Raw genomic sequence first — 14,076 nt, 5'->3', positions numbered from 1 at the left:
GGGTCGGAAGCAACGGCGGCCGCGTTTGGCGGTCGATCATCGGCGGAGGTCCTATGCTGCATTCCTTCACCTATTTGGCGCCGAGGACGCGCGCCGAGCTGCATAGCGTCCTTGCCAACGAGGGCGCCGCGGCGTCGCTCCTCGCGGGAGGCACCGACCTGCTGGTCAACGTCCGTGCCGGCTTGGCGCGGCCGAAGGTCGTCGTCGACACGAAGAAGGTCGACGATTTCGCCGGCATTGCCTGGAGCGAGCGCGAAGGTCTCGTCATTCGCGCCGGCGCGACCATCAATGCGGTTCTCGATGACGCGAAGATCCGCAGCGACTATCCGCTGCTCGTCGCCTGCGCGCGCGATCTCGCCTCCCACCAGATCCGCAATCGCGCGACGGTCGTCGGCAACGTCGTCAACGCCTCGCCCTGCGCGGACATGGCGCCGGCGCTGTTGTGCCTGCGGGCGCACGCCGTGATCGGCTCGAAGAGCGGCGAGCGCGAGATTCCGTTCAGCGCCTTCTTCAAGGGCGTCAAGCGGACCGTCGTCGCGCCCAACGAGGCGGTCGAGCGCATCGTCGTTCCCGCCGCGTCGGCGGGCGCGCGCGGCGGCTACTACAAGCTCAAGCGGATCAACGGCCACGATCTCGGCATCGTCAGCGTCGCGCTGTCCATCGAACGCGGCGGTGAAATGCGCCTGACCGTCGGCTCGTGCGCTCCGACCCCGGTGCTGATCGAGGGGCTCGACGCTTCTCTGCCCGCCGACGCGGTGGTCGCCGCGGTTTTGGCGGCGATCAGCCCGATCAGCGACGTGCGGGCGACCAAGGAATATCGCCTGCACATGGTCGAATGCTACGTCCGGCGCCTTCTCGATGAGGTGAGGTCATGAAGATCGGTGTCGTCATCAACGGCGCTCTCTGCGAACGCGAAGCGCCGGAGAACATTACCCTGTTGCACTTTCTGCGCGAATACGCCGGCCTCATCGGAACGAAGGAAGGCTGCGGTGGCGGCGAGTGCGGCGCCTGCACCGTTCTGCTCGACGGCCGCGCCGTCAACTCGTGCCTGGTTCTGGCGGCGGAGGTCGACGGCAAGTCGGTTCGCACGATCGAGGGCGAGATGCGCGACGGCGAGCCTTCCGAGCTCCAACAGGCGTTCGCGAAGCGCCACGCCGTCCAATGCGGCTTCTGCACGCCTGGCGTGGTGATGTCGGCGCGCGCGCTGATCGAGCGCAATCCCAAGCCGAGCGTCGAAGAAATCAAGGAAGGCCTCGAAGGCAACTTCTGCCGCTGCACCGGATATGTGCAGATTATCGAGGCCGTGCTCGAAGCGACCGGGCAACCGGCGAGCATGCAGGAGCTTAGCCATGCTTGAGACGGCGAATTCCGAAACCCTGCGGCAGATCGGCCGCAGCCCCGTGCGCCACGACGTGGCGGACAAGCTGACCGGCGCGGCCCTCTATGTCAGCGACATGATTCTGCCGGGGATGCTCTATGCGCAAGTCAAGAAGAGCCCCCACGCGCGCGCAAAGATTCGACGCATCGACGTATCGCGCGCCAAGCGTCTGCCGGGCGTGCGCGCGATCCTCACCGGCCACGACCTCGACTACCGGCTCGGCCTTTATGTGGTCGACAAGGACATCCTGGCCAAGAACGAAATCAGGCATTTCGGCGAAGCGGTGGCGGCGGTGGCCGCCGACACGCTGGCGATCGCCCACGAGGCGGTCGAGCTGATCGAGGTCGATTACGAAATTCTGACGCCGATTCTCAATCACATGGACGCGCTCGCGCCGGGCGCGCCGCTGGTGCATCCCGATCTCGCCAGCTACGACTTCGTCGAGGCGGCTTTCTCGCCGCAGCCCGGCACCAACATCGCCAATCTGACCAAGTGCCGCAAGGGCGACGTCGAAAAGGGCTTCGCCGAAGCGGAATGGATCGTCGAGCGCGAGTACACCAACCCATCGGTGCAGCACGTTCCGATGGAGACCCACGTCGCCATCGCCCAATGGAAGTCCGGCGACCGGGTCGACATCTGGACCAGCGCGCAGTCGCCCTTCACCGTGCGCGATTTGTTCTGCCACACCTTCAAACTGCCGCTCAACAATGTGCGCGTCGTCATCCCCAACGTCGGCGGCGGGTTCGGCGGCAAGGCCGGCATCCACCTCGAGCCGCTTGTCGCCTGCCTTTCGCGCAAGGCCGGCGGCAGGCCGGTCAAGTTCCAGGCGACGCGCGAGGAGGAGTTCTCGCTGCTGCCCTGCCGCAGCGCGCTGACCTACCGCATCAAGACCGGCGTGCTCGCCGACGGCCGCATCATCGCGCAGAAGATGGAGATGTTCTGGGACGCCGGCGCCTACGCCGACTATGCGGTGAACGTCACGCGCGCCACCGGCTACTCGGCCGCCGGCCCCTATGAGATTCCCAACGCATGGGTCGACGCCTACACCGTCTACACCAACAAGCCCTACGGCACGGCGTACCGCGGCTTCGGCCACGTCGAGTTCTTCTGGGGCCTCGAGCGGCATATGGAGTTGGTCGCCCAGACGATCGGCATGGATCCGCTGGAATTCCGCAGGAAGAACCTGCTCAAGCCCGGTGCGATCACGCTGACCGGCGAAGTGATCACCGAGCACAACGGCGATGTGCGCAAGTGCCTCGATTCGGTGGCGAAGGCGATCGGCTACGGCGCGCTCACGCCGGCGGAGAAAGCGCGCGAGGCGCGGACCGGCCTGAAGATCGGCAAGGGCGTCGCCACCCTGCACAAGGCGCCGGCGATGCCGCCTTTCACCGCCACCTCGGTCGTGGTGAAGATGAATTCCGACGGCACGGTGATCGCCAACGTCGGCTTGACCGACATTGGTCAGGGCTCGACCACCGCGTTCGCCCAGATCGCCGCCGAGCGTCTGAGATTCCCGTTGAACAAGGTTCGGGTGACGATCGAGAAGGACACCGACCGCGATCCCTATGACTGGCAGACGGTCGCGTCGAAAGGGCTGATGCTCACCGGCAACGCGCTGATGCTCGCTTGCGCCGATCTGCTCGACAAGGCTTACCAGACGGCGGCCCAGGCGCTGCGTGCGGACGTCTGCGATCTCGACCATGACGGAGACAAGATCTTCATCGTCCACCGCCCCGAAATCAGCGTCACCTTCGCGCAGCTCTCCATCGGCTACAGCTACCCGGACGGCGGCGCGATCGGCGGGCCGCTGATCGGTGTTGGGCGCTACACCGCCCAGGGCCTCACCAACCTCGACAAGGGCAGCGGCCAGGGCCTGCCCGCGCTCGACTGGACCTACGGCGCGCACGGCATCATCGTCGAGGTGGACCCGACGACCGGCGCGTACCACATCCTGAAGATCGCCTCCGCCTACGACGTCGGCAAGGCGATCAATCTGGAGTCGGTGCGCGGGCAGTGCATCGGCGGCATGGTGCAGGGCCTCGGCACCGCGCTCTGCGAAGGCTACATCTATGACCAGCAGGGCCACCTGCTCAATCCGTCGTTCACCGACAACAAGATCCCCACCTGCAAGGACCTTCCCGACGAGATCGACTGCATCATCGTCGAGACGCCCCAGCTCGACGGACCTTACGGGGCGCGCGGCGTGGGCGAGCATCCGATGATCTCGGTCGCCCCCGCGCTTGGCAACGCGATCCGCAGCGCGACCGGAGCGGAGCTGACGCACATGCCGATCCGCAGCGAGGACGTCTGGCGGGCGATGAACAGCAAGCCGCCGGTCGAAACCTGGATCACCAAGACCCCCGTTGGCTCCTGCCGATCGCTCCCTGTGGACCGGTAGGACGCCGCAGCCGCGGCGGCGGCCGCCCCGGCAATGTCTGCCGGGACGACTGCCGCCGTCGACTTCTTCGAAAACCCGAGTCGGCTTTAGACGGGGTGGTCCACCTCCTCTGCCGCGTTCGACGGCGGACCTCGATCGGTAACGCCCGGGCGCGGAGCTATGGACAAGAGGTATGCTGGCGGCTATAGAAAAATACAAGAGGTATATAACTGGCGTGCAGAGTGGGCGCGGCTTCGGATCGCCCGCGGAAAACGGGTGAAGAACGATGGGCGCACAGCGCGTGCGTGTTCTCGTGGTTGGCCTCGGCACGATGGGGACCAGCCACGCGCGGGCCTACAAAGCGATCGATGAGTTCGAACTCGTCGGGCTGTGCACCCGCCACGCGGCGCAGCGAGCCGACCTTGAGGCGGAGTTTCCCGGCGCGCCGCGCTTCGAGACGCTCGACGACGCCCTCGCCGCGACCCGTCCCGACGCCGTCGCCATCTGCGCCTACACCGAGCACCACGCCGCGATGGCGCTCAAGGCGCTCGCCGCAGGCGCGCACGTGTTCTGCGAGAAGCCGCTCGCCGATACGCTCGAGGCGGCCGAACGCATCGTTGCGGCGGCGCGCGAGGCGCGCAAGACGCTGCTGATCGGCTACATCCTGCGCGTGCATCCGTCCTGGTCGCGCTTCGTCGAGATCGGCCGGACGCTCGGCAAGCCGCTGGTGATGCGCATGAACCTCAACCAGCAGTCGGCGGGCTCGTTCTGGCAGGTGCACAAGAATCTGATGCGCTCGACCTCGCCGCTGGTCGATTGCGGCGTCCACTATGTCGACATCATGTGCCAGGTGACGCGCGCGCGACCCGTCGCCGTGCACGCGATTGGGGCTCGGCTCACCGGCGAGATCGCGCCGGCGATGTACAACTACGGCCACCTCGACATCACTTTCGACGATGGGTCGGTCGGCTGGTACGAGGCCGGCTGGGGACCGATGATCAGCGAGACGGCCCATTTCGTAAAAGACATCATCGGACCGAACGGCTCGGTGTCGATCGTCTCGCACGAGAGCGCCGACGCGACCGCGAAGTCCGCCGACCACAACACCCACACGCAAACCAACGCCCTGCGCATCCATCACGCCGCGCTGGACGCCAACGGCGCGTTCGCGAAGCCCGACGACCTCGTCTCGACCGAGGACGAGCCCGGCCATCAGGAGCTGTGCGAACGCGAGCAGCGGCTGTTCCTCAAGGCGATCCGAGGCGGGATCGATCTGACCGAGCATCATGAAGACGCGTTGAATTCGCTGCGCATCGTTTTTGCGGCGGATGAAAGCGTCCGCACCGGCGAGGTCGTTCGCCTAAAGCGCTGACGTCAGGCGGCGGCTTTGGCGAACGTCGGCTCGCCTTCGACCCACGTCTCTCTGACCCGCAGCTCGTCGTCGAGATGGACGAGGCTAGCGAGATAGCCGGGCGCGATCCGGCCGAGATCGCGCTCGCGACGCAGGAACGCCGCCGGCGCGCGCGACGCCATCATGAACGCCTCGGCGAGCGGCAGGCCGACCGTGTGGACGCAGTACCGCAGCGCTTCGTCCATGGTGATCACCGACCCGGCGATCGTGCCGTCCGCGAGCCGCAGGCAGCCGTCGACCCGCGCGACGCGCCGACCCTGCAACATGAAACTGTCGGGACCGCCTGCCGCCGGCGGCATGGCGTCGGTGATCAGCATGATCCGGTCGTGCGGCTTGGCGGCGAAGGCGATCCGAAGGCTCGCGGGATGCACATGATGCCCGTCGGCGATGATTCCGATGAAGGCTTCTTTGGAGTCGAGCGCAGCCCCGACCATGCCCGGCCTGCGGCCCTGAAACGGGCTCATCGCGTTGAAGAGATGGGTGAACGCGCGCGCGCCCGCCGCGAGCCCGGCTTGCGCCTCCTCGTAGGCAGCTTCGGAGTGGCCGAGCGAAACCAACACGCCGCGCGCGGCGAGCGCGCGGATTGCGTCGGTGGGAATGCGGTTGGGGGCAAGCGTCAGCATCATCGCGCCGCAGTCGGCGTTGGCGATCATTTCGATGTCGCTCGGCTCAATCGTGCGAATGTGGCTCGCGTCGTGCGCGCCCTTGCGCGCCGGGTCGAGGAACGGCCCTTCGAGATGGATGCCGAGCACCGAAGGAAAGCGCCGTCGCGCTCCGCGCACCGCCGCGATCGCCGCCCGCATCTTCTCCGGCGTGTCGGTCACCAGGGTCGGCATCATGCCGACCGTGCCGTACTTGCGATGCGACTGGGCGATGCGGCCGACGACGTCCGCGCTCGGGTGGTCGTTCATCAACGCGCCGCCGCCGCCGTTGACCTGAACGTCGACGAAACCTGGCGCGAGAATGCCGCCGCCGAGATCGACTTCGTCGCCGCCGCGGGGACGATTCCCATAGGACGCGACGCCGGCGATGCGGGCGCCGTCGACGATGACGGCGTGGTCGTCGAGGAAACGCTCGCCGTCGAAGATCCGCGCGCCGACCAGCGCCGTCATCAGATCGTCTCCGTCACTTTGTGCAGATTGCGCGGGTGGTCCGGATTGCGGCCGAGGCGGCGCGACACCGCCTCGGCGAGACCATAGAAGCGGTGGATCATGGCGATCGGCGTCAGCAGCGGCGACGCCGCCGTCGCGCAGGCGAGCCGGTCGCCGGCGTCGTCGCCGCCTGCGTCGACCCGCACGACGTCGGCGCCGGCGGCGGCGAGCAGGCGCAGCGTCATTTTCATGCCCTCGCGCCCGGCGTCGGTCGGCATGAAGGCGATGACGAGGAAGCCTGGCCGCGCCAGTTCGGCGGGCCCGTGCAGCACTTCCGCCGACGAGTAGGCTTCGGCGTGAATGGCGCAGGTCTCTTTGAGCTTCAGCGCCGCTTCGGTGGCGACTGCAAAAGTCGCGCCGCGTCCGAGCACAAAGGCATGTTCGGCGCGCGCGACCCGTTCGATCATGGCGGCGGGCGGCGGCGCGCTCTCAGCCGGCAGGAGCGCCGGCAGGCCCGCGATGGCGGTCCGCAAATCAGCGTCGCCGCGCCACGCCGCAACCAGCGCCGCCCCGGCGACGAGGCCGGCGATCATGGATTTTGTCGCGGCGACGGACTGCTCGCGCCCGGCCATCAGCGGCAGCAATTCCTCGGCCTCGGTCGCCAGCGGCGAGTCGATCTCGTTGACCATGGCGATGGTCGTCGCGCCCGCCTTGCGCGCCGACCGCTGCATTTCGACGATGTCGGGACTGCGGCCGGATTGCGAGATGGAGACGGCGGCGGCGCGCGCAAGACGCAGTCGGGCGCCGTAGAGCGTCGCGATCGATGGGCCGATCGAGGCGCAGGGGATGCCGACGACGATCTCCGCCAGGTATTTCAAATAGAGCGCGCAGCAATCCGAGCTGCCCCGCGCGATCGTCGTCAGCACCAGCGGATCGAGCGCGCGGAGCTTGAGTCCGAGTCGGTCGGTGCGCCCGGCGTCGCCCGCGAGTTGGCGCTCGACGACCTCGCCCGCCTCGTCGATCTCGGCGCGCATGTGAGTCAGAGAGGCGGTCATCCGCGGATCTTTCGTAACGGCGGCGCAAGGGTGAGTTCGGAGACGAAGTCGTATGTGTCGGCGCGATACCAGGACTTGGTGAATTCGACGCAGGCGCCGTCGGCGAGATAGGCGATGCGCTGGATGTGCAGGGCAGGGCTCCTCGGCTCGACGCCGAGGAGCGCGGCATACGCGTCCGAGAGAAGGGTCGCGCGCAGCCGCTGCAAACCCCGCGTCGGACGATGTCCGCGCTCGGTCAGCGTTTCGTAGAGGGACGGGCCGACCCGCTCCCAGTCCGGCAGATAGCGCAGGGGTACGGCCGCATGCTCGATCGCCACCGGCACTTCATTGGCGAGACGCAGGCGGCCGAGCCGGAACACCCGGTCGTTCAGCCCCACGCTGAGCATCATCGCTTCGTCGGGTGTGGGCAGCGAGACGCCGCGCTCGAGGTCGCGCGACGAAGCCTCGAATCCGCGCAGCCGCATGTCCTCGGTGAAGCTGGTCAGGCGCGACGAGGGCTGATCGACGCGCGGCGTTGCGCGATGAATGAAGGTGCCGGCGCCGTGGCGATGGAACAGCACCCCCTCGGCGATCAGTTCGGCGATGGCCTTGCGCAAGGTGGTGCGCGAAATCTCCAGCAATTCGCACAGCGCCCGCTCGCCGGGCAGCAACTGCGACTCGGCGAATCGCCCCGCTTCGATCTCGCGCCGCAGCGTCTCGACGACAGTGCGATAGAGTTTGCCGCCGCTCGGCGACGTTGCCGCGATCGTCATGAAAGATCTCCCGGCGCCGGAAGCGCCCCGCCGACGAGCAGGACGGCGCCGTCGACGGCGTCGTGTTTCGGCCTTCTGAGCCGCGCCTCGACCTCGGAGGGAACGTAGGTCCGCAACGACTCCGCGACGCCGCCGACGATGGCGATCTGCTCGACGCCGCGCGCTTCGAGCGCGCGAAAAATCGCGACGACCGCGGTTGCGGCGCGGCCGACGATCTCGCGCGCGCCAGACTCGCCGGCGCGCGCGGCCTCGAACACGCGAGGCGCGAAGGCGCCGTAGTCGCCAGGCTTGGCGGAATGCGCCCACGTCATCATTCGCAGCGGATCCGAATCGAACTCGGCCAGCAACGCGCGCGAGAGTCCGCTCATCGGCTCGAGACCGTCGAACGCGCGCATCGCCGCGCGCATAGCGTCGGCGCCGATGCGGGCGCCCGATCCGTCGTCGCCGAGCAGGAAACCGCGGCCGCCGACGATCTTCGCGGCGCCAGCGATGCGGGCGATGCCCGCCGTGCCCGTGCCGACGATGATCAATCCGCCGTCGCCCGTCCCGTTCGCGCCGATGCAGGCGGTCACGGCGTCGTTGGCTGCCTCGACGCGCGCCCAACCCGGTAGCGCAGCGGCGACGCGCGCGGCGTCCTGAGCGCTGGAGAGGCCCGCCAGACCGACGCCGAGCGCCATTTTGCCGCGGCTGGTCGGGTCGAGCCCGGCCTTGGCGATCACCGCTGCGACGAGCTTGCCAATGGCGCCGAGGCCGGCTTCGAAATCCACGTAGATATTGGCCGCAGGCCCCGTTTCCTCGGCGAGCGCGCGACCCGACGCCGCGCGCATCCGCGCCCGGCAACGGGTGGCGCCGCCGTCCACGCCGATGAAGAATTGGGCTGTCGACACGCTCCCAAGTCCGTAAAAAATTGTTGCAGACCACTAGACAAGAGGTATGCCATTCATTAATGAAAAATACAAGAGGTATCTACCACTGGTACACCCAATGGGCGCGGTGTGGAACTGCGTAAATCGGTCGGACAGGGACGGCGCGACGCCGAACCTCGCGTGATCGCCGACCCGGCGCCAGCGCTCTCGGGCGCGATGCTCGCGTCCTATCGGCGGGCGATCGCCTGCGTTGCGGCGGTCGAAGGCGACATCCGCGCGGCGGCGACGCGTCTGGCCGTTCGATGGGAGCGCGGCGGCCGCTGCATCTATTTGGGCGCGGGCGCGGCCGGCCTCGTCGCGGCGGAAGACGCCGCCGAACTGCCCGGCACCTTTGGCCTCGACCGCCGACGGATCGCCATTATCCTCGCCGGCCGCGACGGCGCTTCCTTCGACCTTGACGCCGCCGCGGAAGACGACGCCCAAGCGGCGGAACAGGCCGTCGCGGCGCTCGGCGATCTCGGGAGCGACGCTGTCATCGCCGTCTCCGCCAGCGGTTCGACGCCGTTCACGCTGGCGGGCGCGAAGGCCGCCCGGCGCGCCGGAGCATTCGTCATCGCCATCGCCAATCGGCCGAACGCGCCGCTGTTGACGGAAGCCGACATTGGGCTTCTGCTCGACACCGGCGACGAGGCGCTGCAGGGATCGACGCGACTTGCCGCGGGCGTCGCGCAAAAATGCGCGCTGGGGATGCTGTCGACGCTCGTCGGTCTCGCGCTCGGACACATACACGCCGGTCTGATGGTCAACCTGCGAGCCGACAACGACAAGCTGCAACGTCGCGCGCTAGGGATCGTCATGTCGATTTCAGGCGTCGCGGAGAACACGGCGCAGGCCGCGCTGGCGGCGGCCGGCGGCGAAGTGAAGCAGGCGGTGCTTCTGTCGTCGGGCGCCCGCGACTGCGGCGACGCCGTCAGTCGTCTTGCACGTTCGCGCGGCCGTCTGGCCGAGGCGCTAGATACTCTGCGTAAGGAGCTCGGGCGAAGCGCCGCGGATGAACCGCGCCGCCCGCCCAGGAAAAGAGGAGAGAAGCGATGAACTGGACACGGAAGACAGTTTCCCGCGCGGCCATCGCGGTCGCGGCGCTCGTGACGGGCCTCGTCGCCGCGCAAGCGGGATCGTTGAAGATCGAAAGCTGGCGCAACGACGACGCCGACATCTGGAATTCGAAGATCATTCCCGCCTTCAACAAGACCTATCCCGACATCAAGGTCGAGTTCGCGCCGTCTGCGCCGAAGGAATACAACGCCGCCCTCAACGCGCGCCTCGACGGCGGCACGGCTGGCGACATCATCGCCTGTCGGCCGTTCGACGCCTCGCTTGACCTCTTCAACAAGCACCAGTTGGACGGCCTGAACGACCTCAAGGGAATGGATAGTTTCTCGAGCGTCGCGAAAGCCGCCTGGCAAACGGACGACGGCAAGACGACATTCTGCGTTCCGATGGCCTCCGTCATCCATGGCTTCATCTACAACGAGGACGCCTTTAAGAAGATCGGGGCGCAGCCGCCGAAGACGATGGCGGAGTTCCACGACATCCTCGACAAGCTGAAGAAGGACGGGACCTACACGCCGATTGACCTCGGCACGGCCGACCAGTGGGAAGCCGCGACGATGGGCTTCCAGAACATCGGGCCCGACTATTGGAAAGGCGAGACCGGCCGCCTGAACCTCATCGCCGGCAAGGACAAGTTCACCGACCCGCAGTACATCGCCGTATTCAAGGAGCTCGCTTCCTGGGCGCCTTACATGGGTGACGGGTTCCAGGCGCAAACGTATCCCGACAGCCAGAACCTGTTTTCGCTCGGCAAGGCGGCGATCTATCCGGCCGGCTCATGGGACATCTCGACGTTCCGCGCGCAGGCCAAGTTCAAGATGGGCGCGTTTCCGCCGCCGCTGCCCGCCGGCGACACGGAATGCTACATCTCCGACCACACCGACATCGCGATGGGCCTGAACTCGGCGTCCAAGAACAAGGACGACGCCAAGAAGTTCCTCGCGTGGCTGACGACCCCGGAATTCGCGACGCTCTATTCAAACGCGCTGCCCGGGTTCTTCTCGCTCAACACGACGCCGGTGAAGGTCGACGACGAACTGGCCGCGACGATGGTCGGCTGGCGCAAGGACTGCAAGTCGACGATCCGCGACTCGTACCAGATCCTGTCGCGTGGTACGCCGAATCTCGAGAATGAGCTTTGGAACGTGTCGGCGCAGGTCATCAACGGCAAACTGACCCCTGAAGCCGCCGGCAAGCAGCTGCAGGACGGCCTCGACAAGTGGTACAAGCCGGCCGCTAAGTGACGCGCGCGTCGGCGGGGCGTCGAGCCCCGTCGAGCAATCTCTAGACGCTTGACGCGATCCCCTCTCTCCCGCTTGCGGGAGAGAGGGACGGTTCGCTACGCTGTCGCTCTCGCCTCTTGCCCAAAGCCCCGGCCATGGCCGAACCCGTTCCCCAAGTCGTCGCCCAGATGCCAAAGGCCAAGCTGATTGGCCTTCTCGCCCTGTTTCTTGGGCCGTCTGTCGTCATCTACACCGCGTTTTCAATCTATCCGCTGCTGGCGACGATGCAGCTGTCGACGTTCACCGGCGAGAGCGGCGGCGGCGTCCACTTCGTCGGTCTCGCGAACTTCGTGACCCTGCTGACCGACTCTCTGTGGTCCACGCCGTTCTGGAATGCGCTAAAGAACAACATGATCTTCTTCGCCATCCACATGGCGGTGCAGAATCCGATCGGCATCGCGCTGGCCGGTCTCCTCAGCCTGCCTGGACTGAAGCTGAAGAGCTTCTACCGGACGGTCTTCTTTCTGCCGACCATGCTGTCGGTGGTCATTGTCGGTTTCTCCTGGAACCTGATCCTTTCGCCGCTATGGGGCGTCGCCAAGGGCGCGCTGACGGCGGTTGGTCTCGGATCTTGGTTCGCCCCCTGGCTCGGCCTGGAGTCGACGGCTTTGGTCACGTTGGCGCTGATGTCAGTGTGGCAGTTCGTCGGCATTCCGATGATGCTGATCTATGCCGCGTTGCTCAACATTCCCGATGAACTCGTCGACGCCGCGCGCGTCGACGGGCTCGGCCAGCTCCGCATCTTCTTCCACATCAAGCTGCCGCTGGTGCTGCCGACCATCGGCCTGGTGTCGGTGCTGACGTTCGTCGGCAACTTCAACGCCTTCGATCTCATCTATTCGGTCAAGGGCGCGCTCGCCGGTCCAAACTTCGCCAGCGACATCCTCGGCACGTTCTTCTACCGCACCTTCTTCGGCAACCAGCTTCAGCTCGGAAATCCGACCATGGGCGCCGCCGTCGCCACCGTGATGTTTTTCATCATTCTGATCGGCGTCTGCGTCTATCTGTTCGTGGTCCAACGCCGCATGCGTCGCTACACATTCTGAGGATTTCCGACCGTGTTTCTCGAACAACGCGCGCGCGCTCTTGCGGTCCACGCCGTTCTCATCGCCTACAGCGCGCTCGCGCTCGGTCCGATCCTCCTCGTCGTGATGAACTCGTTCAAGTCGCGCAACGCCATCTTCGGTTCGCCCTTGTCGCCGCCCGACAGTTCGACGTTCTCGCTGATCGGCTACGCGAAAGTGTTCCGGGCGTCCCACATCGTCGTCTATTTCGAGAACTCGCTGATCGTGACCCTCGTCAGCATGGGGCTGGTGCTGCTGTTCGGCGCGATGGCGGCCTGGGCGTTGAGCGAATACCGCTTCCGCGGCTCCACCGCGGTGGCGCTGTTCCTTTCGATCGGCATCATGGTTCCGATCCGTCTCGGATCGGTGGCAATCCTCAACATGATGCGGACGGCCGGTCTCAACGACACGCTGACGGCGCTGATCCTCGTCTATATCGCGCAGGGCCTGCCAATGGCGATCTTCATCCTCAGCGAGTTCATTCAGCAGATCCCCATGGATCTTCGAGACGCCGCGCGCTGCGACGGCGTGCCGGAGACGCGGATCTTCTTCGAAGTGATTGCGCCGCTGCTGCGGCCGGCGATCGCCACTGTCGCGGTGTTCACCATCGTGCCGATCTGGAACGATCTGTGGTTCCCGCTGATCCTGACGTCGAGCGACTCGACGCACACGATCACGCTCGGGGTGCAACAATTCCTCGGCCAGTACATCACCGACTGGAACTCCGTGCTGGCGGCGCTGTCGATGGCCATTCTGCCCGTCGTCGTCATCTACGTGGTCTTCTCCCGTCAGCTCATCGCCGGATTGACCTCCGGCGCCGTCAAGTAGGGCGCTTTACGCGATGTCCAACCTCCGCGTCGAACATCTGGGCAAGAGCTACGGCTCCTCGAACGTGCTGACCGACATCAACCTCAGCGTCGAGAACGGCGAGTTCATCGTTCTCGTCGGCCCTTCGGGCTGCGGCAAGTCGACGTTGCTGCGCATGATCGCCGGACTCGACGGCGTGACGACGGGGGACATTTACATCGGCGATCGGCTGGTCAACGGACTGGCGCCGGCCGAACGCAGAATCGCGATGGTGTTCCAGTCCTATGCGCTTTATCCGCACATGGACGTGCGCAAGAACATGACCTTCGGCCTCAAGTTCACCGGGGTGGCGCCGGCCGAGCGCCAGCGGCGCGTCGACGAGGCGGCGCGCATGCTGAGGCTCGAGCCGCTTCTCGGTCGCTACCCGCGCGATCTCTCCGGCGGGCAACGCCAGCGCGTGGCGATCGGCCGCGCGATCGTGCGGGAGCCTGACGTATTCTTGTTCGACGAACCGCTGTCGAATCTCGACGCGGCGCTACGCGTTTCGACGCGCGTCGAAATCGCGCGCCTGCATCGCCTCCTCGGCGCCACCATGGTCTACGTGACGCATGATCAGACCGAGGCGATGACGCTTGCCGACCGAATCGTGGTGATGAGCGAAGGCCGCATCGAGCAGATCGGCAAGGCGCTCGATCTCTACTATGCGCCGGCCAACCTGTTCGTCGCCGGTTTCATCGGCTCGCCGGCGATGAACTTCTTTTCCGGTTCTGTGGAAGCCGTGGACGGCGGGACTGCGCGGGTGTTTGGCGTCGGGTTCGAGCCGCTGGCGCTGCCGGCCGGCCCGCTCGATGGCGGCGCCAAAGTCACGATCGGGGTGCG

General features: G+C 66.6%; 13 protein-coding genes. 9 read left to right on the top strand and 4 right to left on the bottom strand.

Features of this window, described 5'->3' with window-relative positions; translation table 11 throughout:
* Positions 1-53 precede the first annotated feature (53 nt).
* From ABSF49_RS04755 to ABSF49_RS04740, 4 genes are all read left to right on the top strand, one after another.
* Positions 54-875, top strand: coding sequence for an FAD binding domain-containing protein (locus tag ABSF49_RS04755; protein WP_424111486.1), 822 nt, complete (start codon positions 54-56; stop codon positions 873-875).
* Positions 872-1,357, top strand: coding sequence for a (2Fe-2S)-binding protein (locus ABSF49_RS04750; protein WP_424111485.1), 486 nt, complete (start codon positions 872-874; stop codon positions 1,355-1,357). The genes ABSF49_RS04755 and ABSF49_RS04750 overlap by 4 nt, the downstream gene beginning before the upstream one ends.
* On the top strand, positions 1,350-3,776 hold the full coding sequence (locus ABSF49_RS04745) for a xanthine dehydrogenase family protein molybdopterin-binding subunit (RefSeq protein ID WP_424111484.1): 2,427 nt from the start codon (positions 1,350-1,352) through the stop codon (positions 3,774-3,776). Before ABSF49_RS04750 ends, ABSF49_RS04745 begins: the two co-directional genes overlap by 8 nt.
* 265 nt (positions 3,777-4,041) lie before the next feature.
* A complete protein-coding gene (locus ABSF49_RS04740; RefSeq protein ID WP_424111483.1) occupies positions 4,042-5,127 on the top strand; it encodes a Gfo/Idh/MocA family protein in 1,086 nt (361 codons plus the stop codon).
* 2 nt (positions 5,128-5,129) lie between these two features.
* Here the strand turns inward: ABSF49_RS04740 and nagA are convergent, their stop codons facing one another.
* Genes nagA through ABSF49_RS04720 form a run of 4 tightly spaced genes read right to left on the bottom strand, consistent with a single transcriptional unit; the run spans position 5,130 to position 8,951 of the window.
* Positions 5,130-6,278: an N-acetylglucosamine-6-phosphate deacetylase gene (gene nagA / locus ABSF49_RS04735; protein WP_424111482.1), complete on the bottom strand. Its 1,149-nt coding sequence runs from the start codon at positions 6,276-6,278 to the stop codon at positions 5,130-5,132.
* Entirely contained in the window at positions 6,278-7,312 is a 1,035-nt protein-coding gene (locus ABSF49_RS04730; protein ID WP_424111481.1) for an SIS domain-containing protein, read from the bottom strand. Before ABSF49_RS04730 ends, nagA begins: the two co-directional genes overlap by 1 nt.
* Positions 7,309-8,064, bottom strand: a complete 756-nt coding sequence (locus ABSF49_RS04725) for a GntR family transcriptional regulator (protein WP_424111480.1) — start codon at positions 8,062-8,064, stop codon at positions 7,309-7,311. The genes ABSF49_RS04730 and ABSF49_RS04725 overlap by 4 nt, the downstream gene beginning before the upstream one ends.
* Positions 8,061-8,951, bottom strand: a complete 891-nt coding sequence (locus tag ABSF49_RS04720; RefSeq protein WP_424111479.1) for a glucosamine kinase nucleotide-binding domain-containing protein — start codon at positions 8,949-8,951, stop codon at positions 8,061-8,063. Before ABSF49_RS04720 ends, ABSF49_RS04725 begins: the two co-directional genes overlap by 4 nt.
* Positions 8,952-9,110: 159 nt before the next feature.
* Here ABSF49_RS04720 and ABSF49_RS04715 point away from each other — a divergent pair, with 159 nt between their 5' ends.
* From ABSF49_RS04715 to ABSF49_RS04695, 5 genes are all read left to right on the top strand, one after another.
* Positions 9,111-10,025, top strand: coding sequence for an N-acetylmuramic acid 6-phosphate etherase (locus tag ABSF49_RS04715; protein ID WP_424111478.1), 915 nt, complete (start codon positions 9,111-9,113; stop codon positions 10,023-10,025).
* Entirely contained in the window at positions 10,022-11,287 is a 1,266-nt protein-coding gene (locus tag ABSF49_RS04710; RefSeq protein WP_424111477.1) for an ABC transporter substrate-binding protein, read from the top strand. The genes ABSF49_RS04715 and ABSF49_RS04710 overlap by 4 nt, the downstream gene beginning before the upstream one ends.
* A gap of 134 nt (positions 11,288-11,421) precedes the next feature.
* Complete coding sequence (locus ABSF49_RS04705; protein WP_424111476.1) at positions 11,422-12,372, top strand: carbohydrate ABC transporter permease; 951 nt, start codon at positions 11,422-11,424, stop codon at positions 12,370-12,372.
* 12 nt (positions 12,373-12,384) lie between these two features.
* A complete protein-coding gene (locus tag ABSF49_RS04700; RefSeq protein ID WP_424111475.1) occupies positions 12,385-13,218 on the top strand; it encodes a carbohydrate ABC transporter permease in 834 nt (277 codons plus the stop codon).
* A 13-nt stretch (positions 13,219-13,231) separates the two neighbouring features.
* Positions 13,232-14,076 (top strand): ABC transporter ATP-binding protein (locus tag ABSF49_RS04695; protein WP_424111474.1); only part of this gene is annotated, 845 nt, incomplete at its 3' end.

Origin of the sequence: Roseiarcus sp., from assembly GCF_049514155.1 — a bacterium.
Lineage (GTDB): Bacteria > Pseudomonadota > Alphaproteobacteria > Rhizobiales > Beijerinckiaceae > Roseiarcus.
Note: the sequence above shows the minus strand (reverse complement) of the source record. Positions and strands in the feature narration are given on the sequence as shown.